This window comes from Novosphingobium profundi (assembly GCF_020524485.1).
GTDB lineage: Bacteria > Pseudomonadota > Alphaproteobacteria > Sphingomonadales > Sphingomonadaceae > Novosphingobium > Novosphingobium profundi_A.
This window is the reverse complement of sequence record NZ_JAIVLF010000001.1, coordinates 1,199,945-1,221,879: the sequence shown is the minus strand read 5'-3', so window position 1 is coordinate 1,221,879 and position 21,935 is coordinate 1,199,945. Positions and strand designations below refer to the sequence as shown.

At 64.4% G+C, this 21,935-nt stretch carries 20 protein-coding genes; 10 read left to right on the top strand and 10 right to left on the bottom strand.

The window, feature by feature from the left end; genetic code table 11:
* Nucleotides 1-117: 117 nt before the first annotated feature.
* From LC060_RS05420 to LC060_RS05380, 9 genes are all read left to right on the top strand, one after another.
* Nucleotides 118-492 (top strand): hypothetical protein, encoded by a 375-nt coding sequence (locus LC060_RS05420; protein ID WP_226633346.1) that lies wholly within the window; start codon nucleotides 118-120, stop codon nucleotides 490-492.
* A gap of 456 nt (nucleotides 493-948) precedes the next feature.
* On the top strand, nucleotides 949-1,911 hold the full coding sequence (mdh, locus tag LC060_RS05415) for a malate dehydrogenase (protein WP_213501133.1): 963 nt from the start codon (nucleotides 949-951) through the stop codon (nucleotides 1,909-1,911).
* A gap of 114 nt (nucleotides 1,912-2,025) precedes the next feature.
* Complete coding sequence (gene sucD / locus LC060_RS05410; RefSeq protein WP_039388029.1) at nucleotides 2,026-2,916, top strand: succinate--CoA ligase subunit alpha; 891 nt, start codon at nucleotides 2,026-2,028, stop codon at nucleotides 2,914-2,916.
* Nucleotides 2,917-3,107: 191 nt separating this feature from the next.
* Nucleotides 3,108-5,960, top strand: coding sequence for a 2-oxoglutarate dehydrogenase E1 component (locus LC060_RS05405; RefSeq protein ID WP_226633344.1), 2,853 nt, complete (start codon nucleotides 3,108-3,110; stop codon nucleotides 5,958-5,960).
* Nucleotides 5,961-5,969: 9 nt separating this feature from the next.
* On the top strand, nucleotides 5,970-7,196 hold the full coding sequence (odhB, locus tag LC060_RS05400) for a 2-oxoglutarate dehydrogenase complex dihydrolipoyllysine-residue succinyltransferase (RefSeq protein WP_226633343.1): 1,227 nt from the start codon (nucleotides 5,970-5,972) through the stop codon (nucleotides 7,194-7,196).
* Nucleotides 7,197-7,302: 106 nt separating this feature from the next.
* Nucleotides 7,303-8,700: a dihydrolipoyl dehydrogenase gene (lpdA, locus tag LC060_RS05395; RefSeq protein ID WP_226633341.1), complete on the top strand. Its 1,398-nt coding sequence runs from the start codon at nucleotides 7,303-7,305 to the stop codon at nucleotides 8,698-8,700.
* A gap of 576 nt (nucleotides 8,701-9,276) precedes the next feature.
* On the top strand, nucleotides 9,277-9,705 hold the full coding sequence (locus LC060_RS05390; protein ID WP_226633340.1) for a hypothetical protein: 429 nt from the start codon (nucleotides 9,277-9,279) through the stop codon (nucleotides 9,703-9,705).
* Nucleotides 9,706-9,714: 9 nt separating this feature from the next.
* The gene (locus tag LC060_RS05385) at nucleotides 9,715-10,488 is read left to right on the top strand and encodes a TorF family putative porin (RefSeq protein ID WP_319005402.1); all 774 of its coding nucleotides are present in this window, start codon (nucleotides 9,715-9,717) and stop codon (nucleotides 10,486-10,488) included.
* Nucleotides 10,489-10,512: 24 nt separating this feature from the next.
* Nucleotides 10,513-11,442 carry an AEC family transporter gene (locus LC060_RS05380; protein ID WP_226633337.1) on the top strand — a complete coding sequence of 310 codons (930 nt, stop codon included), beginning with the start codon at nucleotides 10,513-10,515 and terminating at the stop codon, nucleotides 11,440-11,442.
* Between the two features lie 46 nt (nucleotides 11,443-11,488).
* On the opposite strand, the gene LC060_RS05375 is transcribed toward LC060_RS05380, so the two are convergent.
* Nucleotides 11,489-13,165, bottom strand: a complete 1,677-nt coding sequence (locus LC060_RS05375; RefSeq protein WP_226633335.1) for a dipeptidyl-peptidase 3 family protein — start codon at nucleotides 13,163-13,165, stop codon at nucleotides 11,489-11,491.
* Nucleotides 13,166-13,329: 164 nt separating this feature from the next.
* Here LC060_RS05375 and LC060_RS05370 point away from each other — a divergent pair, with 164 nt between their 5' ends.
* Nucleotides 13,330-13,977: a trimeric intracellular cation channel family protein gene (locus LC060_RS05370; protein WP_226633333.1), complete on the top strand. Its 648-nt coding sequence runs from the start codon at nucleotides 13,330-13,332 to the stop codon at nucleotides 13,975-13,977.
* Nucleotides 13,978-13,999: 22 nt separating this feature from the next.
* On the opposite strand, the gene LC060_RS05365 is transcribed toward LC060_RS05370, so the two are convergent.
* The 9 genes from LC060_RS05365 to LC060_RS05325 all read right to left on the bottom strand — a co-directional run bounded on the left by LC060_RS05365 (nucleotide 14,000) and on the right by LC060_RS05325 (nucleotide 21,875).
* A complete protein-coding gene (locus LC060_RS05365) occupies nucleotides 14,000-14,590 on the bottom strand; it encodes a hypothetical protein (RefSeq protein WP_226633331.1) in 591 nt (196 codons plus the stop codon).
* 111 nt (nucleotides 14,591-14,701) lie between these two features.
* On the bottom strand, nucleotides 14,702-15,229 hold the full coding sequence (locus LC060_RS05360) for a hypothetical protein (protein ID WP_226633330.1): 528 nt from the start codon (nucleotides 15,227-15,229) through the stop codon (nucleotides 14,702-14,704).
* Nucleotides 15,230-15,361: 132 nt separating this feature from the next.
* Nucleotides 15,362-17,500, bottom strand: coding sequence for a prolyl oligopeptidase family serine peptidase (locus LC060_RS05355; protein WP_226633329.1), 2,139 nt, complete (start codon nucleotides 17,498-17,500; stop codon nucleotides 15,362-15,364).
* Nucleotides 17,501-17,644: 144 nt separating this feature from the next.
* Complete coding sequence (gene rplQ, locus LC060_RS05350) at nucleotides 17,645-18,067, bottom strand: 50S ribosomal protein L17 (protein WP_226633328.1); 423 nt, start codon at nucleotides 18,065-18,067, stop codon at nucleotides 17,645-17,647.
* Between the two features lie 163 nt (nucleotides 18,068-18,230).
* Nucleotides 18,231-18,578, bottom strand: coding sequence for a VOC family protein (locus tag LC060_RS05345; protein WP_226633327.1), 348 nt, complete (start codon nucleotides 18,576-18,578; stop codon nucleotides 18,231-18,233).
* Nucleotides 18,579-18,845: 267 nt separating this feature from the next.
* Complete coding sequence (locus LC060_RS05340) at nucleotides 18,846-19,913, bottom strand: DNA-directed RNA polymerase subunit alpha (protein WP_039388049.1); 1,068 nt, start codon at nucleotides 19,911-19,913, stop codon at nucleotides 18,846-18,848.
* A gap of 113 nt (nucleotides 19,914-20,026) precedes the next feature.
* Nucleotides 20,027-20,416 carry a 30S ribosomal protein S11 gene (gene rpsK / locus LC060_RS05335; RefSeq protein WP_007011846.1) on the bottom strand — a complete coding sequence of 130 codons (390 nt, stop codon included), beginning with the start codon at nucleotides 20,414-20,416 and terminating at the stop codon, nucleotides 20,027-20,029.
* Between the two features lie 60 nt (nucleotides 20,417-20,476).
* Nucleotides 20,477-20,845: a 30S ribosomal protein S13 gene (rpsM, locus tag LC060_RS05330; protein WP_226633326.1), complete on the bottom strand. Its 369-nt coding sequence runs from the start codon at nucleotides 20,843-20,845 to the stop codon at nucleotides 20,477-20,479.
* Between the two features lie 307 nt (nucleotides 20,846-21,152).
* The gene (locus tag LC060_RS05325; protein ID WP_226633325.1) at nucleotides 21,153-21,875 is read right to left on the bottom strand and encodes an SRPBCC family protein; all 723 of its coding nucleotides are present in this window, start codon (nucleotides 21,873-21,875) and stop codon (nucleotides 21,153-21,155) included.
* Nucleotides 21,876-21,935: the final 60 nt, after the last annotated feature.

The following is a 21,935-nucleotide window of genomic DNA, read 5'->3' as shown; positions in this document are numbered from 1 at the left end:
AAACCATAGCCTCACACAAAGACTTAGCGCCTTGAGTGATAGGGATTCTCTCACGGGCCCGCTCTTACGGAGCAGAGGAACCGGACTCTGGAGAAACGGAAAGGCCTCGACCAAACAATGGCAATACGCTTCGCAGCTGCGAAAGGACGAGCCATCCCCTTCCTCGAGCGCATGCAGTGCGTCTCGGCCCCGCTCGACAGCACCAACGACAACGCCGACCGCAAGTGCCGCTCCAGTTCGATCGACGTCTCGATCGTCTCGCGCGAGATCGATCCGACCCGCGCACCTGCCAACGATGAGACCCTTCTGACCGAAGCGCTTCAGCACTTCGCCCGGCACGGCCTGTCCGCAGCCGAGCATGCCCGCCACAACGCGCAGGCCGCGCGGCTCGTGGGCGACACGCGCTCGTGCACCTGGTGGATCTCGATCTGCCGCCAGCTCGACCGCCGCATGGCCGAACAGTTCGAAAGCCATCTCGCCACCGGCTTCTGAAGCCTTCCGGCAAACCGCCCCACCCAAGCCCCTTTGCCCGATGGCCGAGGGGCTTTTTCGTGTGCCTGCACGATGGGCGCAAAGCAGCAGATCGACGCCACGGGGCGACTCGGACCATCCGTCTTGCGAGCATCGCACAAGCCCTGCACACTTGCGCAACGAACCTGGCCTAAACCGGACCAGCGGAGCCATCCGGCAGGGCCAGCGCCACCCATCCGGCCGCGGGAAACCCGCCGAAATACGTTCACAAAAGCGCAGCAACACGCCTTAATGCAATTGCGAACTATTATCACAAAAACCTCCGAATTCGGCGGTTCTCGCGCCCTTTCACGGTTGCAATGTCCCCCCGAGAGGACTAGGGCCGCGATTGCAAGTACCCGGTGCCTGCCTTTCGCGGGATGAAGCAGGCTCCCTTTTCGTCCGTCAATCCCGCCTTGGGAAGGACAAGCACGCATCATGGCACGTAAGAAGATTGCCCTCATCGGCGCCGGCAACATCGGCGGCACCCTCGCGCACCTCGCGGCGCAGAAGGAACTGGGCGACGTCGTCCTGTTCGACATCGCCGAAGGCATTCCGCAGGGCAAGGCACTCGACCTGTCGCAGTGCGGTCCGGTTGAGGGCTTCGACGCCCAGATCACCGGCACCAACGACTACGCCGACATCGCAGGCGCCGACGTCATCATCGTCACCGCCGGTGTGCCCCGCAAGCCGGGCATGAGCCGCGACGACCTGCTGGGCATCAACCTCAAGGTCATGAAGGCCGTGGGTGAAGGCATCAAGGAGCACGCTCCGGAAGCTTTCGTGATCTGCATCACCAACCCGCTCGACGCGATGGTCTGGGCGCTGCGCGAATTCTCGGGTCTGCCCCACAACAAGGTCGTCGGCATGGCCGGCGTTCTCGACTCGGCCCGCTTCTCGACCTTCCTCGCCTGGGAGTTCGGTGTCTCGGTGCGCGACGTCACCTCGTTCGTGCTCGGCGGCCACGGCGACACGATGGTCCCGGTTGTCGACTACTCGACCGTCAAGGGCATCCCCGTTCCCGACCTCATCAAGATGGGCAAGACCACCCAGGAGCGCATCGACGCCATCGTCAAGCGCACCGCGGGCGGCGGCGGCGAGGTTGTCTCGCTGCTGAAGACCGGCTCGGCCTTCTACGCTCCGGCGGCTTCGGCCATCTCGATGGCCGAGAGCTACCTGCTCGACCAGAAGCGCGTCCTGCCCTGCGCCGCCTTCCTCGAAGGCCAGTACGGCGTTGACGGCATGTACGTCGGCGTTCCCGTCAAGATCGGCGCCGAGGGCGTTGAGGAAGTCATCGAGATCGCTCTCGACGACACCGCCAAGGCAGGCCTGCAGGTCTCGATCGACGCGGTCAAGGAACTGGTCGCGGCCTGCAAGGGCATCGACGAAACGCTCGCCTGAGCAAATACACTTGTGTGTTGCGGACCGGGTCCTCTGGTCCGCAGCCCACATTACTCCTAGTACACCGGACCCCGACCTTTGAGGTCGATCCAGCCCAGGAACAGGAATAACCCTATGTCCATTCTCGTCGACAAGAATACCAAGGTCATCACGCAGGGTATGACCGGCAAGACCGGCAGCTTCCATACCCAGGCCGCGCTTGACTATGGCACCCAGATGGTTGCCGGCGTGACCCCCGGCAAGGGCGGTACCGATCACCTGGGCCTGCCCCAGTTCGATACCGTTGCCGAGGCCAAGGCCGTCACCGGCGCCAACGCCTCGTGCGTCTATGTTCCGCCCTCGGGCTGCGCGGACGCCATCCTCGAAGCCATCGATGCCGAGATCGAACTGATCGTCGCCATCACCGAGGGTGTTCCCGTGCTTGACATGGTTCGCGTGAAGCGCGCCCTTTCGGGTTCGAAGTCGCGCCTCATCGGCCCCAACTGCCCTGGCCTGCTCACCCCCGGTGAGTGCAAGATCGGCATCATGCCCGCCAACATCTTCTCGAAGGGTTCGGTCGGCGTGGTCTCGCGCTCGGGCACGCTGACCTACGAAGCCGTGTTCCAGACCACCAACGCCGGCCTTGGCCAGACCACGGCTGTCGGCATCGGTGGTGACCCGGTCAACGGCACCAACTTCATCGACGTCCTCGAGCTTTTCCTCGCCGACGACGAGACCAAGTCGATCATCATGATCGGCGAAATCGGCGGCTCGGCCGAAGAGGAAGCTGCACAGTTCCTCAAGGACGAAGCCAAGCGTGGCCGCAAGAAGCCGATGGCCGGCTTCATCGCGGGCCGTACGGCGCCTCCGGGCCGCCGCATGGGCCACGCCGGCGCGATTGTCTCGGGCGGCCAGGGCGGCGCCGAAGACAAGATCGCGGCGATGGAAGAAGCCGGCATCCGCGTGGCCGCCAGCCCCTCGCTCCTGGGCGAGACGCTGGTCGAAGCCATCAAGGAAGTGGCCTGATCCTATTCCCGGTGGAGGCGGCCTCTCGGTATTTCCGGGTGTCCGCCTCCACACGGCAACAAACACAAGGCGTCCAAACGCCGACAGAACTGTAATCCCACTGCCGCGCCTTCCTCTCCGGCCCCCGACAGTGTCCCAAAACTATTCCTCCATGCGCCGCAGAGACGATACTGGCGTGAAAAGGTGATTCCATGGGCGACGAAAGTTTCGAGTTCACCCCCGATACGGGCCTTGACGGCCCCCAGCAGGGACCCAGCTGGCAGCGCAAGAACTGGCCCCTCGTCGGCGCCGAGTTCGAAGACGACCTGACCCAGGGCCTCGATCCTTCTGCTCTGCGCATGGCTGTCGAGAAGGCCGCCGGCAAGGGCGGCGCGAAGGTCGACCAGAAGAGCATCGACCAGGCCGCTGCGGACTCGATCCGCGCCATGATGCTCATCCGCACCTACCGCGTGCGTGGCCACATGGCCGCCAACCTCGACCCCCTCGGCCTTGCCAAGCGCGAGCTGCCCAAGGACCTCACGCCCGAGTACCACGGCTTTGAAGGCGCCGCGCTGGACCGTCCGGTCTTCGTGGGCGGCAACCTCGGCCTCGAATGGACGACCGTGCGCGAACTGGTCCAGATCCTGCGCGCCAACTACTGCGGCAACGTCGGCCTCGAGTACATGCACATCGCCGACGTCGAGGAGCGCCGCTTCCTCCAGGACCGCTTCGAAGGTCCCGACAAGGAAATCGAGTTCACCCCCGAGGGCAAGAAGGCCATCCTTCAGGCCGTCGTGCGCGGTGAGCAGTACGAGAAGTTCCTCGGCAAGAAGTACGTCGGCACCAAGCGCTTCGGCCTCGACGGCGGCGAGTCGATGATCCCCGCACTCGAAGCCGTGATCAAGTACGGCGGCCAGCTCGGCGTTAAGGAAATCGTCTACGGCATGGCCCACCGCGGCCGCCTGAACGTCCTCGCCAACGTCATGGCCAAGCCCTACAAGGTCATCTTCCACGAATTCTCGGGCGGCACCGCCAACCCCGAGGACGTGGGCGGCTCGGGCGACGTGAAGTACCACCTGGGCACTTCGGCCGACCGTGACTTCGACGGCATCAAGGTTCACATGAGCCTCATGCCCAACCCCTCGCACCTCGAGACCGTGAACCCGGTCGTGCTGGGCAAGGTGCGCAGCTACCAGGTCAGCCACGACGACATCGGCGACGATGTGGGCCCCGGCGCCAAGCACAAGACCGTCCTTCCCGTGCTCATCCACGGCGACGCCGCCTTCGCTGGCCAGGGCGTCGTGTGGGAGTGCTTCGGCCTCTCGGGCGTCAAGGGCTACAACACCGGTGGCTGCATCCACTTCGTCATCAACAACCAGATCGGCTTCACGACGAGCCCCGCCTTCGCGCGCAACTCGCCGTATCCCTCGGACGTCGCCAAGGGCGTCCAGGCCCCGATCCTGCACGTCAACGGCGATGACCCGGCGGCCGTGACCTTCGCCTGCAAGCTGGCGATCGACTACCGCCAGACCTTTGGCCGCGACATCGTGATCGACATGTGGTGCTACCGCCGCTTCGGCCACAACGAAGGCGACGAGCCCGGCTTCACGCAGCCGCTGATGTACGCGCAGATCAAGAAGCACCCCGGTGTGGCCAAGATCTACTCGGACCGCCTGAAGTCCGAAGGCGTCATCGACGACGCTTTCCTCGCCGAGACCGAGGCCGCGTTCAACGCGCATCTCGAGGACGAGTTCGAGGCCGCCAAGACCTACAAGTCGAACCACGCTGACTGGTTCTCGGGCCGCTGGTCGGGCTTCCACAAGCCTGCCGACGCCGAGACCGCACGCCGCAACGTGCAAACCGGCATCGACACCAAGCTGTTCGACAGCCTGGGCCGTACGCTCACCACCGTTCCTGAGGACCTTACCGTCCACAAGACGCTGAGCCGCGTGCTCAAGGCCAAGGAAGAGATGTTCGCGGCGGGCGAAGGGTTCGACTGGGCCACCGCCGAGGCGCTCGCCTTTGGCAGCCTCGTGACCGAGGGCTACGGTGTGCGCCTGTCCGGCCAGGACTGCGAGCGCGGCACCTTCTCGCAGCGCCACGCCGTCTGGGTCGACCAGAAGGACGAGCGCAAGTACACCCCGATCAAGACCCTGCCCCATGGCACCTTCGAGGTCCTGAACTCGACGCTTTCGGAATACGGCGTGCTCGGCTTCGAGTACGGCTACGCCAGCGCCGACCCCAAGACCCTGGTCCTGTGGGAAGCCCAGTTCGGTGACTTCGCCAACGGCGCGCAGATCATCATCGACCAGTACGTCGCCTCCTCGGAATCGAAGTGGCTGCGCGCGAACGGTCTCGTGATGCTGCTGCCCCACGGCTACGAAGGCCAGGGCCCCGAACACTCCTCGGCCCGTCTTGAGCGTTACCTCCAGCTGTGCGCGAACGACAACATCCAGGTGTGCAACATCACCACCCCGGCCAACTACTTCCACGTGCTGCGCCGGCAGATGCACCGTCCGTTCCGCAAGCCGCTGATCATCATGACGCCCAAGTCGCTGCTGCGTCACGCCGCAGCCAAGTCGAAGGCCGAGGACTTCACCGGCGACGGCCACTTCTACCGTATCCTTTCCGACCCCAAGGCGCCGGAAGACAAGGCTACCAAGAAGGTCATCCTGTGCTCGGGCAAGGTCTACTACGACCTCGTCGAAGCGCGCGATGAAAACGAGATCGACGACACCCAGATCATCCGCCTCGAGCAGCTCTACCCGTTCCCGGGCGAGCCGCTGGCCCTGCGCCTCTCGCGCATGACCAACCTCGAGGAAATCTGCTGGTGCCAGGAAGAGCCCAAGAACAACGGCGCCTGGTTCTTCGTCGAAAGCGAGATCGAGGCGGCTGCCAAGGAAGCCGGCGTCTCGAACCCGCGTCCGCGTTACGCTGGTCGCCACGCTTCGGCATCGCCCGCAACCGGCCTTGCCAAGCGCCACGTGGCCGAGCAGTCGGCCCTGGTCGCCGACGCGCTCCACCTCTCCGTCCGTTCCGAACTCCGTCGCAAGCAGAAGGCTTGAGAGTAAATCATGTCCACCGAAATCAAGGTCCCCACTCTCGGCGAATCCGTCACCGAGGCCACCATTGGCGAATGGCTCAAGCAGCCCGGTGAAGCGGTTGCCGCCGACGAGCCCATCTGCAGCCTGGAAACCGACAAGGTCGCCATCGACGTCATGGCGCCGCACGACGGCGTCATGGGCGAGCAGCTTGCCGCCGAGGGTGACACCGTCACCGTCGACGCGCTGATCGCCACGATCGAGTCCGGCTCGGGCGGCGCGGCCGCTCCGGCCCCTGCCGCCAAGAAGGAAGAGGCTTCGGCTCCCGCCGCCGCCCCTGCCCCGGCTCCCGCGCCTGCCGCCAGCGAAGGTTCGACGACCGATGCCGCCGTGCTCTCGCCGGCCGTGCGCCGCGCGGTGCTCGAATACGGCATCGATCCGGCCACCATCAAGGGCACCGGCAAGGACGGCCGCATCACCAAGGACGATGTGATCGCCGCCGCCAAGAACAAGCCCGCCGACGCGCCCGCTTCGGCCGGTACGGTCGCCGCAGCTCCGGCTCGCCAGGAAGAGCGCGTGAAGATGACGCGCCTCCGCCAGACGATCGCCAAGCGCCTCAAGAGCGCGCAGGAGGACGCAGCCCTCCTCACCACCTTCAATGACGTCGACATGTCGGCCGTCATGGAATCGCGCAACAAGTACAAGGACGTCTTTGCCAAGAAGCACGGCATCAAGCTCGGCTTCATGTCCTACTTCGCGAAGGCTTCGGTGCTCGCGCTCAAGGACATCCCGGCGGTCAACGCGCAGATCGACGGCAACGAGATCGTCTACCACGACTACGTCGACATCTCGATCGCGGTCTCGGCCCCGAACGGCCTCGTCGTGCCCGTCGTGAAGGACTGCGACAAGCTCTCGTTCGCCGGCATCGAGAAGGCGATCGCGGACTACGGCAAGAAGGCCAAGGAAGGCTCGCTGACCATGGAAGACATGAAGGGTGGTACCTTCACGATTTCCAACGGCGGCGTGTTCGGTGGCCTCATGTCCACCCCGATCATCAACCCGCCGCAGTCGGCGGTGCTGGGTCTCCACCGCATCGAGGACCGTCCGGTCGTGCGCAACGGTCAGATCGTGATCCGCCCGATGATGTACATCGCGCTGTCCTACGACCACCGCATCATTGACGGTCGCGAGGCGGTTACCGCGCTCAAGACCATCAAGGAAGCGATCGAGGACCCCACGCGCCTCCTCATCGACCTCTGATCGCGTCGCCCCCGCGCCATGTCGCGGGGGCCCCGCTCTTTTCTCTCCCGACAAACGGGATCCCCGCTATATACGGGGATGACGAACGAAGGATTGGAGCCAGGTTATGGCTGAATACGATTACGACCTGCTTGTCATCGGTGCGGGCCCGGGCGGCTACGTCGCGGCAATCCGCGGCGCGCAGCTGGGTCTCAAGACCGCATGCGCCGAAGGCCGCGAGACGCTGGGCGGCACCTGCCTCAACGTGGGCTGCATCCCCTCCAAGGCGCTTCTGCACGCCTCGGAATACTTCGACGCGGCCGCCAATGGCGCGATGGCCAGCATGGGCATCAAGGTCACGCCCGAGCTCGACCTCGATACGATGCAGGGCCAGCGCAAGGACGCGGTCAAGGGCCTGACCGGCGGCATCGAGTTCCTCTTCAAGAAGAACAAGGTCGACTGGCTCAAGGGCTACGCGCAGTTCAAGGACGCGCACACCGTCGAAGTGAACGGCGAAACCAAGACCGCCAAGAACATCGTCATTGCCACCGGTTCGTCGGTCACGCCGCTTCCCGGCGTTGAGGTCGACAACGCAGGCGGCGTGGTCGTCGACAGCACCGGCGCGCTTGAACTGGGCAAGGTCCCGGGCAAGATGGTCGTCATCGGCGGCGGCGTGATCGGTCTGGAACTCGGTTCGGTCTGGCGCCGTCTCGGCGCCGAGGTCACCGTGGTCGAATACCTCGACCAGCTCCTGCCCGGCATGGACACCGACGTGCGCAAGGAAGCCGGCAAGATCTTCAAGAAGCAGGGCATGACCCTCAAGCTGAAGACCAAGGTCACCGGCGTCGAGGTCAAGGACGGCGCGGCCAAGGTCACCGTTGAGCCGGCCGCCGGCGGCGATGCCGAAGTGCTGGACGCCGACGTCGTGCTCGTCGCGATCGGCCGCAAGCCCAACACCGATGGCCTTGGCCTCGACAAGATCGGCCTGGAGCTGAACCAGCGCGGCCAGATCGAGACCGACCACGACTTCGGCACCAAGGTCGAGGGCGTGTGGGCGATCGGCGACGTGATCCCCGGCCCGATGCTCGCGCACAAGGCCGAGGACGAGGGCATTGCCGTTGCGGAAAACATTGCCGGCCTCACCGGCATCGTGAACCACGACGTCATCCCGAGCGTCGTCTACACCCAGCCTGAAATCGCAGGCGTGGGCCTCACCGAGGAAGCCGCCAAGGAAAAGGGCAAGGTCAAGACCTCCAAGTTCCCGATGATGGCCAACTCGCGCGCCAAGACCAACCACGAGCCCGACGGCTTCGTGAAGGTCATCGCGGACGCGGAAACCGACCGCGTGCTTGGCGTGTGGTGCATTGCCTCGGTCGCTGGCACCATGATCGCGCAGGTTGCGCAGGCCATGGAATTCGGCGCCACGTCGGAAGACATCGCCTACACCTGCCACGCGCACCCGACCCACTCGGAAGCGATCAAGGAAGCCGCAATGGGCATCCAGGGCAAGCCGATCCACACCTGATCGGACGTTCCTACGAAACAGCCGAAAAGGGCGGTGCCGCTGGCGCCGCCCTTTTTTCATGCCCGCAATCCATGCAGAGCTTCCCTGAGTTCGTAACGGGCCGACAGACACAGGCGCGAACGCGCTATGAAACAAGGCCAATCATTCTTTCGATCCAGAAACATTGCGGCATTGCCCAGACGATACGCAAGGAATGCTCAAACAAAAGGCACATATGCCCATGTATTGAGCGCGCTATTGCTTTTGGGAGAGAGTACGATGTCGATGGCTTCCCTGCAGCCGATCCCCAGGCCCCTCGCCGCGTCCCCGAACAGGACCTGCCCGGCCGCGCCATCCATCATCCGGTAGCGCCTCACCCCCCGCGGCCCCTGGCGTGTACGCAGCGCCCGGGGCCGCAGCCCCGGTGTCCGGTCGTCCGCATTCCCGGACGCCGGGGCCTTTCCTTTCTCTCGCTGTGCGAAGGAAGCCGCGCGCCCGCGTTGACCGAGGCGCTTCCTTGCGGCCTAGGCCGGGTCCTCTCCCGGGCACCCGCCCACCTCTCGCCAGCCACGTGCACCACACCAAGCAAGGATCCTTATGAGCATTCTCGCCATCGCCCTCACCGCCGCCGCTACCATGGCTCCCGTCCACACGGTCGAGCATGAGCAGAACGGCAAGGCCTACACCGTCTCCTATGTCGCCCACGTCGAATCCTCGGCCCGCCAGATCGGCATTGCGCCCGCAGGCCGCCGCGGCATGAAGCGCTGCGAAGTCTCGGGCCTCGTCACCATCGAGCGCCGCATCACCGACGCCGCCTCGGGCAAGGCGATCAGCGCCATGCTGCCGGGCTCCAGCGAAGTCTCGCACACCCGTGCAGGGCGCTGCGTGGCGCGCGACACCATGCACACCGATCTCGTCGCCAAGTCCTCTGCCGACCTCGACGAACACCTGGCGCTGACCGCACAGGAAGACCGTCCCCACGTGGCGGCCACGATCACCGCGGCGAGGTCCTTGGCCGCGCGCTGATAGGACGTTATGCGAAGCCGCATGGTGCGCACATTTTCTGCCGCAGTTCTCGCGGCTTCGCTTTTTTCCCTGACCACTTTCGCCGCTCCCGGCCAGGCCCATGCGCAAGCGATGCGTACGGCCAGCGCCGCACTTGAAGCGCGCACCGACATGCGCAGCCGCGGTATCAGCGACAGTGAGGGCGAACTTGCCCTCCAGGTCGACGGATCGCTTCCCATCACCTCGCACATCGTCGTCGACGCCAGTGCCACCACGCTGCGCGGCGCGCGCCGTCACGGCGGCAGTGAACTGGGAATCGAGATCGCACCCAGGTACGTGACCTCCAGCAATGGGTGGGACTTTTCGGCCGGTGCGCGCGGCCATGTCTTCATCGATGCGGGCGATCTCGACTACGTCGAGATCGAAGGCTCAGTCTCACGCACACTTGGGCCCGCCTGGCTCACGCTGGGCGCCAGCTACGCGCCGTCACAGGACGCCATTGGCGGCGACAACCTCTATCTCTCCGCCGACATCGGTGCCGGCATCCCGGGCAGTCCCCTCGCCCTCTACGCCGGGATCGGCCAGACCATCGGATCAACGAATGATGCCGAGCGCGCGGTGCGCCTGCGCCCGGGTGGCGACTACACCAACTGGTACCTCGCGGTGGAGCGTTCGCGCCTCAACTTCGCGATCGGCATGGAGTTGAGCGGGACCAGCATCGATCAGGATACCGCGCGCGACACGCGTTACTGGGACCGCCACACCGGCACACGCCTCGCGGGCTACATGCGCGTCTCCTTCTGATCCGCTGCACACAAGACCGCTCCCATGCTCACGCCCCTGCTGACCGTCCTCCCGGTCTTCGGCCTGATCTTCGCCGGATGGCTGGCGCGCCGCCTGAAGGCACTGGGCCCTCAGGCGACAAGCGAGCTCAACCGCTTCGTCGTCTGGCTGGCCCTGCCTGCACTGCTATTCGAGATCGTCGCCAAGGCCCAGCCCGCGCAGCTCTGGCACCCCGGCTTCCTTGCCGCGCTGGCTCTGGGCACCCTGGGCACCTTCGTCTTCACGATCCTGGCGCGCCTGCGCCACGGCCTCGCCGATGCGGCCATCGACGGGCTCAATTCCAGCTACGCGAACAACGGCTACATGGGCTTTCCCATCATTGCCGTAGTGCTGGGGAGCGAGGCGCGGTCGCTGACGCTTCTCTCGGTCCTAATGACCGTATGCGTAGTTTTCGCCATCGGCATCGTCCTGATCGAAGCCGCGACCCAGAAGGCCGCAACTCCGGGCAAGCTCGCCATCAAGGTCGCGCGCCGGGTGCTTGCCAATCCGCTCGTCGCCGCGCCGCTTGCCGCCAGCGTTTTTCCAATCACCGGGCTGGCCGTGCCAGATCCGCTCGACGGTTTCCTCACGATGCTGGGCGCGGCCGCCTCACCTTGCGCGCTGGTCGCACTCGGGCTCTTCCTTGCGGCTGAACGCAGCCCCGCACCTGCGCCCAAGGGGCGGATCGCAGGGCTGATCGCGGTCAAGCTGATCGCACAGCCTGTCCTCGTCTGGTTCCTGGCCGCCCGGGTCTTCCGGATCGATCCCATGGGCATCCACGCCGCCGTCATTCTTTCGGCGCTGCCAACCGGCACCGGCCCCTTCATGCTGGCCGAATTCTATGGCCGCGAGGCCGATGTGACCGCGCGCACCGTACTTCTCTCCACGATCCTCTCACTCGGCACGATCACCGGCTATTTGTGGTGGGCACTCTGAGCCCAAGGACGACGCCCGGCGAGCTGGGTTCGCCGGGCGCGCGCTGTCAGACTTCGCTGGGATAGATCGGGAGAATGTCGACGGGCACATCGCCCATCGCGGCTATCGCATTCTCGGCATGCGCATCGAGCTTGGCCCAGGTCGCCATGAACGCCTTGGTGCCCTCGTAATCGCCCTTCGCCTGAAGCATCAGGATGTCGTGCAAAAGATCGCGAAGGCCCGCTTCCATGCGCGCATCGTCGATCACGTAGCGCCCTGCTCCGTCATCGAAACGAAACGCCCCCTTGGCCTGGAGATAGCCGTACTGAAGCGCAGCGCCCTTCCCGTGCGCTTCCACCGCGCCGAAGCGTACCGAACGGAAGATGCCGGTGAAGTAGGTGGCAAAGAGCTGGTCGCGCTCGCGCGCCGGGATCTCGTCCTTGTCCATCATGAACAGGATGTTCCAGACACCCGCAACATCGGCCTTGGCCTCTTCCAGCGCCGAGGCCTGCTCCTTGAGGCGGGCGTTAACGGTCGTCTCCTCGCCATCGACAGTGATCGTCCCCGGCCCGAGGCTGTGCGAGAGTTCGTGGAACAGCGTCTCGTACTGCATGTACTTGCGCGCAACGAGCGCGGCCTGGTCGGGTTCGAGCACGATCGGGGCCATCGGCTTCAGGATGCGGTCGAACTTGGCGCCAAGGACGTTGGAGAGGATCACCTTCTTGGCCCCCTTCGCCTCGCGCACGCGCTCGTCGTTGGGGAGGTTGAAGGCGATGGTGGGCGCGCCGGGCACGTTGTCTCCCCCGCCATGGACCTGTTCGGAGACCACGATGGGGCTGGCAAAGCCGCGCTGGAAGTTCTTCACCTCGTCCGGGATCGGCAGGTTCGCCTCCATGTCGCGCAGGTACTTCTTGTACTTGGCAAGCGCGGCCGACTCTTCCGGGTTCTTCAGCGTCACGAAGCTCTCGAAGGCGGTCTTCGTGCCCATCAGGCGGTCGGTGTAGACCTCGTAAGGGCCGATGGCGACTTCGATGGGCGTGTCTTCCAGGTCCATCCAGGCCAGTTCGCTCTCATAGTAATCGTCCGAGAGGAAGGCCTTGGCGCGCAGCGACAGAAAGCGCTTGAGGCTGGGATTGCTGGTAGTGGCCGCAGCCTCCTCCAGAAACTGCGCGGCGGGCTCCAGCCATTGCGCATAGGCCTTTGAATAGGGAATGGCGACAAGGGCCTCTCCGTCCCGGCGCACCACCGTATAGGGGCTGAGCAGCGCGTCCTTCTCGTCCGGATGGGCCGCGACATAGGCCTCCAGCTCCTCACGGGTCAGGTCGGTGGGATAGAAGCCCGCGCCCTCGGGCATGGCCTCGCCGCCCCAGAAGGGATGGAGCTCGGACATTTCATCCCAGGGTCCGAAATTGCGGTCGAACATCTCCAGCAGGAGGTCGCGGTCCGCGCGTCGGTTGCGCGCGATGGCCATGCGCACCTTGGGATTGGCCTCGTAGCGTTGGCGCAGATAGACCTCGCTCAGAAGGTCCGAGGCCTCGATCAGGAGGTTCACGACCTTGCGCTCTTCCACGTTCAGAAAGGCGGTGTCGACATCCATCTCGACCGGCGCCAGCGCCGCCTTGGCCGCGGCCAGATTATAAGGTGCCTCCGCGGCGGACGTCTGAGCGGTGGCCACGCTGCTCGGCGCAAGAGCCGTGCCCGCCAGAAGCAGGACAAGGGAGGAAAGTACGGTACGGGTGGACATGGGAGGAAATCCATATGTAGCTCGGTCAGACCGGTGCTGGGGGCCGCCGGTCGCTGGTCTTCAACCTAGTGTTTTCACGCGGGCAAACAAGTTTCCGCGGACCATGGCCCGCCGTTGTACCCGGCAGGGTAGGTCCCGTGCCAAACGGGTGATAAGAGACAGCCATGATCACACCTCCCGAGACGCCGGTGCTGCCTGCCGCCGTAGACCTTTTCGCCATCGGCCTGTTCGCCCTCTCCGGTGCGCTCTCGGGCACGCGGACCCAGCAAAGCTACGTCACGGTGGCCTTCTTTGCGCTGATCGCGGGCGTGGGCGGTGGCACGGTGCGCGACCTTCTGATCGATGCGCCGGTGTTCTGGGTCCACGACCGACTCGTGGCCCCGGTGTGCCTTGCCGTGGCAACGCTCGCCTGGTTTACGCCCGCCAGCTGGTACAACGCCCGGATCCTCGTCTGGGCCGACGCGCTGGGCATGGCCGTCTATTCCGTCCTGGGGACGATCAAGGCGATGGGGTGGGGGGTGCCGCCTGTCCCCTCGTTCCTGATGGGCGTGATGACGGGATGTGCGGGCGGCATCATCCGCGATGTTATCGCGGGCCAACCGTCCATCCTCATGCGCCCGGAGCTCTACGTGACGGCCTCGGCCCTGGCTTCGGCCTGTGCCGCGCTGCTGATCGCGCTCGACATCCCGCCGATCACCGCCTGGATCTGCGGCGCGCTCGCCGGGTTCATCCTGCGCGGGATTGCGATCCACTGGTCCATTGGCCTGCCCACTCACGGCGGCGAGGACGAAAGCCCGCCCCGGCAGACCTGAGCCCGCCCGAACGCGGCACGCATCAGATCATCGCACGCCCATCGACCGCGACCGAGCGCACACGCCCTTCCCCGTCGATGCTGCAGGCAAAGCCCCGGCCGTCCGCGAGCCGCCCTTCGACCGCGACGCGGCCGTTCATGCGGTCCACCTTATCGACGCTGCGCACGCTGTAGCGCGAACCACCTTCAACCTCGTCGGTGCAGGTATCGACCGCCATGCCAAAGCCCGAGGCCCCGACATCGTCGCCAAAGCGGTCGTCCTCATAGGGCGCCGCATAGCCGGGATCCCCCGCCACCGGGCCACCGGGATAGGCCGGGCGGACATCGCCCCGGTCATAGTCACGGCCGTAGTCGTCATCTTCATATACGTCTCGAGGCGGAGCGACACGTTCTTGTCGGTTGGACTTGCTCGCGGCGCTGGCGATGGCGACGAGGCCGCCACCGATGAGAAGTCCGGCGAGCAGGCCACCTCCACTGCCGCCACGATGGTGGTGGTGATGGCGCGGCGGGCCCGGATAGCGGCCCCAGCCATGGGCCATGGCGGGCGAAACGGTCATCACCGTGGCCGCCAAGGCCGCCAGAGAAGCACTGGTACGCGAACGCAGGATCTTCATAACTCAAGTTCCCAATCGGCGCGCACGATCCACGCCGTCCCAATCAGCAGGTTTCCAGATGCGCCAAGGTGCCTTTCCCCGCGCTGAACCGCACGGACGGGCAGCGCGTCGTCAGCGCAGGCCGCGAATGCCCGAAAAGTCGAGGTCGCGCAGACCTCCACGGTAGTTCACCTTGCAGGTGAACTTGCCGGTATCGACCCGGCTGCGGCGATCCCAGCGTCCGCCGCGGCGGTCCTCTACCGCAATCCGACCCTTGATCTTGTAGCCATAGTCCTTGCGGTCGACGTCGCGAATATCGGTCACGCGGGCGCGGCCGCTGTTACGATGTGCCGTGCGGGTCGCCGCCGCAACGCAGCGATCCACCGCATCGCGCGAACTCACGCCGCGAAAACCACGACCGTAGCGACGATCGCGCCCGCGCGGGTGGCCATAGGCATAGCGGTCCCGGTCGTTGCTGGCCGACGCGGCGAGCGCGGCGATACCGCCCACGACCAGCGCACCGGCAATTACCGTGCCCGCATCGACACCGCCACCGCCATCGCGGGCCATGGCCGGGGTTGCCGTGGAGGCCGCCATTGCGCCGACCGCCACGGTCCCGACCAGTCCCTTGCCAAGCTTGGAGTTCATCAGGGTGTGCATGAGGCGTTCCTCCTTGATCTGCACGCCGGGCCCAATGCCCGGCTACAGATACGTTCTAGCAAGGAGGCGCTGATGCCCGCCTGAACCCGGGCATCAGCCACCGTTCATGTTATTCGCAACTTATGTGAACATTCAGGACTGCGGTACTTCCAGCCCCGTCCACTCCGCCATGAACGAGAGGATATCGGCTGATTCCTCGATGACCTTGTCAGTCGGCTTGCCCGAACCATGTCCGGCCCGCGTCTCGATGCGAATGAGGTGCGGCTTGTCGCCCAGATTCGCATGCTGGATAGCCGCCGCATACTTGAACGAGTGGCCCGGAACCACGCGGTCATCGGTGTCCGCCGTCGTCACCAGCACGGCCGGGTAGTCCTGCCCGTCTGCAATGTTGTGGTAGGGCGAATAGCGGCGAATGATCCGGAAGTCGTCCTCCTTGTCAGGATAGCCAAAGTCATCGACCCAGTAGCGCCCCGCAGTAAAACGATCGAAGCGCAGCATGTCCATGACCCCGACCTGCGGCACGGCCGCCGCGAAGAGGTCCGGGCGCTGGTTCGTCACCGCGCCGACCAGGAGGCCACCGTTCGAGCCGCCGTTGATCGCCAGCCCGTCCTCGCTCGTGATCCCCTGCGCCTTCAGGTACTCGCCCGCCGCAATGAAATCATCGAAGACATTCTGCTTGTTCTCGCGCCGTCCGGCATCGTGCCAGGCACGGCCATACTCGCCGCCCCCGCGCAGGTTCGCCAGGACATAGGCCCCGCCCGCCTGGATCCAAGCCATCCGCGAGGCCGAGAAGCCCGGCGTGAGTGCGATGTCGAAACCGCCATAGCCGTAGAGCAGCGTCGGGACCGGATTGCCGGCGGCGACCACGTCCTTGCGGCGCACGATGAACATCGGAACCTTCGTGCCGTCCTTAGAGGCGTAGAAGCGCTGCTCGATGGCGAAGTCTTCGGGATCGAAGTCCATCTCCGGCTCGGCAAACGGCGTGGTTTCGCCCGTCTCGATGTTCATGCGGAAGATCGAAGGCGGGCGGTTGAAGCTGGTGAAGGAATAGAACGTCTCAGGATCGCCCGGCTTGCCGTGGAAGCCCGAGGCCGTCCCGATCCCGCTGAGCGAGAACTCCTGCGCGCTCTTGCCATCAAGGCCCACGATGACCGCATGGCTTGCCGCATCGCGCATGTAGTTGAGGACAAGGCGGTTGCCCACGATACCCGCGCGCTCGAGGATGTCCTCGGCCTGGGGCACGACCTCTTGCATCTTGGGCGTCTTGCCGCCCAGATTGATCTGGACGAGGCGCTTGCGCGGCGCATCCTTGTTGGTCACGAACCAAAGCTTGTCGCCCATGCCTTCGACAAGTTCCCAGGCGTCGTCGAAGCCACCGACGACCACGCGCGGCGTCCAGTCCTTGCTGGTCAGATCAATCGCGTGGATCTCGAAACGCGCATCCGTGCCAATGCTGCTGGTGACGATCGCCCAGTGCCCATCCTGCGTCGCGGTGACCGAGTGGTTGTATTCGGGATGCTCGGGCGTGCGGTAGACCACCACGTCCTGCGACTGCGGGGTCCCCAGTTCATGGTAATAGACCGTGTGGTCGTAATTGGCGCTCTGGAAGGCCTCGCCCTCACCCGGCGCGGGATAGCGCGAATAGAGGAAACCCTTCTCGCCCACCCAGGCCAGGTCCGAGAACTTGACCCAGCGGATCTCGTCCTCAAGGACCTTGCCGGTCGCCACGTCGAGGACATGAAGAATACGCCAGTCGCTGCCGCCATCCTGCACGCTATAAAGAAGGTAGGAACCTTCTTTCGACGGCGTCCATCCCGACAGCGCCGTCGCCCCATCGCTCGCCCAGGCGTTGGGATCTATCAGCAGGCGCGGCTCGCCCTCCAACCCATCGCGCACGAACAGCTGCGACTGGTTCAGGAGCCCTGAGTTGCGCGTGTAGAAATAGCGCTTCCCCGCCTTCTCCGGGAGCCCGAAGCGCTCGAAATCAAGAAGGCCGCGCACCTTCTCCTCGAACCAGCCCCGCTGCGGCAATTGCTTCAGATAACTATCCGTGAAGGCGCTCTGAAGGGCCACCCAGTCAGCGACTTCCTTGTCCTCGCGCACATCGTTTTCAAGCCAGCGGTAGGGGTCGGCAATCTCTTCCCCGAACAGCGTCTCGACAACGTCGCCGCGCCGGGTCTCGGGATAGTTCGTGTCGGTCAGCTCGTTTGCGAAAACAGGTGAGGCCGCGAGGACCGACAGGGCTGTCGTCCAACGAAGGATATTGCGCATGAAAAAGAAGAACTCCCGGGAAGATACGTCGCGCCCAAAAGAAAAGGCGGCCGCGAGAGTGCATCTCGCGGCCGCCTCCGTCAATTTCGAAAAATCGGACGTATCTTTGCTTTTCAACAGGACCGGGAGGCCCTGCCCCAAGCCTTACGCTTCGGCGTAGTCTTCGGCCTCGTTCATGACCGGGCCCGAATCCTGGCCCTTGGCCTCGGCGTCACGGTCGACGAGTTCGATGATCGCGATCGGCGCGGCGTCCGAAGCGCGGTAGCCTGCCTTGATGATGCGGGTGTAGCCGCCGGGACGGCCAGCGTAACGCTCTGCCAGAACCTCGAACAGCTTCTTTTCCTGGGCATCGTCCATGATCTTGGCGTGCGCGAGGCGACGGTTGGACAGGCCACCGTGCTTGGCAAGCGTGATCAGCTTTTCGATGTAGGGACGCAGTTCCTTCGCCTTGGGCGTGGTGGTCTGGATCTGCTCGTGCTTGATCAGGGCTGCGGCCATGTTGCGCAGAAGGGCGGCGCGGTGGCCGGACTTGCGCTGCAGCTTACGGCCGGAATACTTGTGACGCATGGGTCATCTTCCTGTTCGTCAGGCAGCCGGTTAGGTACTGCCCGCCGGGCGATGTGGACAAGGCCACCGCCCAAAACCTTCTCACGGGTACCCGCGAAGAACGGCCCTAATGCGGATTTTCGGGCGAGAGTCAAGGATTCGTGCGAATCCGGGAGGCCATTTCCTACACGCCTTCCCCATAAGCCACCATCGCCGCCAGTTCGTGGCCATGCGGATCGCGGAAGTGGAAGCGGCGGCCGCCCGGGAAGGCGAAAATCGGCAACGTAACGACGCCGCCTGCCGCCTGCACCCGCGCAAGGGTCTCCTCCAGGTCGTCGACCTGGATCACGGGGAGCATCTGCGCCGTCCACTGCGCCGCATCGCCGTTGAGGCCCATGTCGACATCACCTGTCATCGTCGACGCATAGTCCGGACCGAAGTCGGAGAAGGACCACCCGAAAGTCGCCTCGTAGAATTCCTTCTGGCCAGGCACATTGCGCACCGGCAGTTCGACGTAGTTCAGGCGGGCCATGGCTCTCTCCACTTGTTCTTTTTATGTTCTAGATGAAAAATGAAATGAGGCAAAGAGCGAAAGAAGCATCCAAGGGATTTACCATCCCTTGACCCTGTCGACTGTCGAGCGCACCTCACCCCGCCAATGCATGTGCCCACCGACAAGTAGGGCGTGCCGTGGGATTGGGAGGCCAACCCGCCCGGTGCCGACTGTCTTCAAACTTCCAAAGAAAAAGGCCCCGCAGTCTCCTGCAGGGCCTCTTCAATACGGTATCGGGAAAGCCGATCAGCCGAGCAGTTCCTGCTCCAGCTTCTTGGCCATCTCTTCGATGTTCTCGGGCGGCCAGCCCGGGATGTCCATGCCGAGGCGCAGACCCATCGAGGAGAGAACTTCCTTGATCTCGTTGAGCGACTTGCGGCCGAAGTTCGGCGTGCGCAGCATCTCGGCTTCGGTCTTCTGGACCAGGTCGCCGATGTAGATGATGTTGTCGTTCTTGAGGCAGTTGGCCGAGCGGACCGACAGTTCCAGTTCGTCGACCTTCTTGAGAAGGTAACGGTTGAGCTGGTTGGTGTCGCTCTCTTCCTGGCTCTGCGTACCACCCGCGGCCATGCCGACCATCGCGGGCTGACCCACGGGAGCAATGTCCTCGAAGTGGACGAACAGCGCCAGCTGGTCCTGCAGGATGCGGGCCGAGTAGGCCACAGCATCTTCGGGAGCCACTGTGCCGTCGGTTTCAACGGTCAGGCTGAGCTTGTCGTAGTCGAGCTCCTGGCCAACGCGGGCGTTCTCGACCTTGTAGCTCACCTGGCGAACCGGCGAGTAAAGCGAGTCGACCGGGATGAGACCGATCGGCGCGTCAACCGGACGGTTACCGACGGCGGGTACATAGCCCTTGCCGGTGTCCGCGGTGAGTTCCATGTTCAGGACCGCACCCTCGTCGAGCGTGCAGATCACGAGGTCCTTGTTCATGACCTCGATGTCGCCCGAAACGGCGATGTCGCCCGCCTTCACCTGCGCCGGGCCAGTGGCCGAGAGCTGGAGACGCTTGGGGCCTTCACCCTGCATCTTGAGGGCGATCTGCTTCACGTTCAGGACGATGTCGGTGACGTCTTCACGCACACCGGCCAGCGACGAGAATTCGTGCAGCACGTTCTCGATCTTGATCGAGGTGATCGCAGCGCCCTGCAGCGAAGACAGAAGAACGCGCCGCAGCGCGTTACCGAGCGTAAGACCAAAACCGCGCTCGAGAGGTTCGGCAACGAACGTTGCCTTCAGCTTGGGGTCGGGTCCCGGCTTGATCTCAAGGCTGTTCGGCTTCTTGAGTTCCTGCCAGTTCTTGATGTTGACAGTCATGGACTTCCCCTGGGATTACGATGGCGGTTGCGCCCAGGAGCCCATTGAAAATGAGCCCATGAAACGCTCCTGAAAACGGGCGACGACCGGTTCGCCGCCCGCAAAAAGGTCGATCAGACGCGGCGGCGCTTCGAAGGACGAACGCCGTTGTGCGGGATCGGGGTCACGTCGCGGATCGACGTGATGGTGAAGCCGACAGCCTGGAGGGCGCGAAGCGCGCTCTCACGACCCGAACCCGGGCCCTTGACTTCGACCTCGAGGGTGCGGACGCCGTGCTCGGCGGCCTTCTTGCCGGCGTCGTCCGCGGCCACCTGAGCGGCGTACGGGGTCGACTTACGGCTGCCCTTGAAGCCCATCATACCGGCCGAGGACCAGCTGATCGCATTGCCCTGGGCGTCGGTGATGGTCACCATGGTGTTGTTGAAGCTGGCGTTGACGTGGGCAATGCCGCTCGTGATGTTCTTGCGCTCGCGCCGCTTAATGCGCTGGGGTTCGCGTGCCATGTTCGTGTATCCTGTCGAATAGTCGCTGCGGGAAACCGAAAACCTTTAAGGTTCCCGTGCTTACTTCTTCTTGCCGGCGATCGGCTTGGCCTTACCCTTGCGGGTGCGCGCATTGGTGTGCGTGCGCTGGCCACGGACCGGAAGACCCTTGCGGTGACGCAGGCCACGGTAGCAGGCGAGGTCCATCAGACGCTTGATGTTCATCGCGGTTTCGCGACGAAGATCACCTTCCACGAGGTGATCGGCATCGATGGTTTCGCGGATCTGGAGCACTTCGGCGTCCGAAAGATCCTGGATGCGACGGGTGTGATCAATGCCGAGCTTGTCGGCAATCGCGACGGCCTTGGTGCGACCAATACCGTGGATGTAGGTGAGCGCGATGATCACGCGCTTGTTGGTGGGGATGTTTACCCCGGCAATACGAGCCACTTAAATCTCCTGCTCCACAGGGGTGCGTCGCCGCTCCCCTATCTCAACGCTGAAACGAACCACCCGATCCACAAACGCGAAACGACCGGCAGGCGACTTACTCAAAGCCAGACCAACCGGACGCAGCGATTCTGTCGAGTGAAGGGGGCGCTTAAAACGATTCGGACGACCTGTCAATGCAGCCGACACGAATTGCGGGCCTTGCGCCAAGATATGCGCAGCCCGATCAAGCAATGGATGGATTATACCTCGGAAGGACCCTCGCGTCAAAGCGCACCTCGCGCAAAGGATTGTTCTTCTTGCACGCTCAACGCTCGATTACCTCACCTTCGGGGGGCTCGGGCGCCAGCGGCTCAACGCCATCCGGCGCCTCTTCGGCATCGGCGTTCTCCTTGGCATCCGTGTCGGGCACGGGATCAAGGCCGAGGTCGCCGCCCGGAAAGGCCCTCGCAAAAGCGCCACCGAGTTCCGAGGTCAGCCGCTCAAGCTGCGCACCGAGCATCGCGTCGACTGATCCGGCCATCGCCTCGACAGGCTGGCGCATATAGCCGCCCACAACGTATTCGAGGAGCAGAACCGTATCTTGCCCTTCCCCACCCCGGGGCTTGAGCTGGATCGTCAGCGTCCCGTTCACCGCTTCGGACTGCAGCGGCCCTAGCGCGCCTGTCATGCGCAGCAGTCGCGGACGCTCGATATAGACCACCCGCATATGCTCGACACTGCCCTTGGGCGCGGCGCGCGGCGATGCGTCATGGGGCAGCAATTCGCAAAAGCAGCCACCCGCTCTGGGATCGATAGAGAGATTGGCGGCATCCCCGGACCAGGTGTGCGCCGAATCCCACCACTCGGCAGGGTCCAGCACCGTCTCCCAGGTCTTGTCCACACCAGAGGGAATCTCGACCATGTGGCGCACGACGAAGCCACGCGTATTGGCCTCGGCAACCTTGGCTTGAGCCAGATGAGGTGCGCACAGGCCTATCAGGGCCGTGGCGAGGACAACAGTGTAGCGATGGAAACGCGAGATATTCATGCAGCCCTTAGTCTTGACGACAAAGACGAACGAAGGCCAGAAAAAAAGCCGAGACATTCG

Coding starts and splice junctions, on each gene's coding strand:
- mdh (WP_213501133.1), top strand. CDS start 949: ATGGCACGTAAGAAGATTGCCCTCATCGGCGCCGGCAACATCGGCGGC.
- LC060_RS05375 (WP_226633335.1), bottom strand. CDS start 13,165: ATGTCCACCCGTACCGTACTTTCCTCCCTTGTCCTGCTTCTGGCGGGC.
- LC060_RS05340 (WP_039388049.1), bottom strand. CDS start 19,913: ATGACTGTCAACATCAAGAACTGGCAGGAACTCAAGAAGCCGAACAGC.
- rplQ (WP_226633328.1), bottom strand. CDS start 18,067: ATGCGTCACAAGTATTCCGGCCGTAAGCTGCAGCGCAAGTCCGGCCAC.
- LC060_RS05360 (WP_226633330.1), bottom strand. CDS start 15,229: ATGCACACCCTGATGAACTCCAAGCTTGGCAAGGGACTGGTCGGGACC.
- LC060_RS05390 (WP_226633340.1), top strand. CDS start 9,277: ATGAGCATTCTCGCCATCGCCCTCACCGCCGCCGCTACCATGGCTCCC.
- LC060_RS05380 (WP_226633337.1), top strand. CDS start 10,513: ATGCTCACGCCCCTGCTGACCGTCCTCCCGGTCTTCGGCCTGATCTTC.
- LC060_RS05405 (WP_226633344.1), top strand. CDS start 3,108: ATGGGCGACGAAAGTTTCGAGTTCACCCCCGATACGGGCCTTGACGGC.
- LC060_RS05365 (WP_226633331.1), bottom strand. CDS start 14,590: ATGAAGATCCTGCGTTCGCGTACCAGTGCTTCTCTGGCGGCCTTGGCG.
- LC060_RS05420 (WP_226633346.1), top strand. CDS start 118: ATGGCAATACGCTTCGCAGCTGCGAAAGGACGAGCCATCCCCTTCCTC.
- rpsK (WP_007011846.1), bottom strand. CDS start 20,416: ATGGCACGCGAACCCCAGCGCATTAAGCGGCGCGAGCGCAAGAACATC.
- odhB (WP_226633343.1), top strand. CDS start 5,970: ATGTCCACCGAAATCAAGGTCCCCACTCTCGGCGAATCCGTCACCGAG.
- LC060_RS05355 (WP_226633329.1), bottom strand. CDS start 17,500: ATGCGCAATATCCTTCGTTGGACGACAGCCCTGTCGGTCCTCGCGGCC.
- LC060_RS05325 (WP_226633325.1), bottom strand. CDS start 21,875: ATGAATATCTCGCGTTTCCATCGCTACACTGTTGTCCTCGCCACGGCC.
- lpdA (WP_226633341.1), top strand. CDS start 7,303: ATGGCTGAATACGATTACGACCTGCTTGTCATCGGTGCGGGCCCGGGC.
- LC060_RS05370 (WP_226633333.1), top strand. CDS start 13,330: ATGATCACACCTCCCGAGACGCCGGTGCTGCCTGCCGCCGTAGACCTT.
- LC060_RS05345 (WP_226633327.1), bottom strand. CDS start 18,578: ATGGCCCGCCTGAACTACGTCGAACTGCCGGTGCGCAATGTGCCTGGC.
- sucD (WP_039388029.1), top strand. CDS start 2,026: ATGTCCATTCTCGTCGACAAGAATACCAAGGTCATCACGCAGGGTATG.
- LC060_RS05385 (WP_319005402.1), top strand. CDS start 9,715: ATGCGAAGCCGCATGGTGCGCACATTTTCTGCCGCAGTTCTCGCGGCT.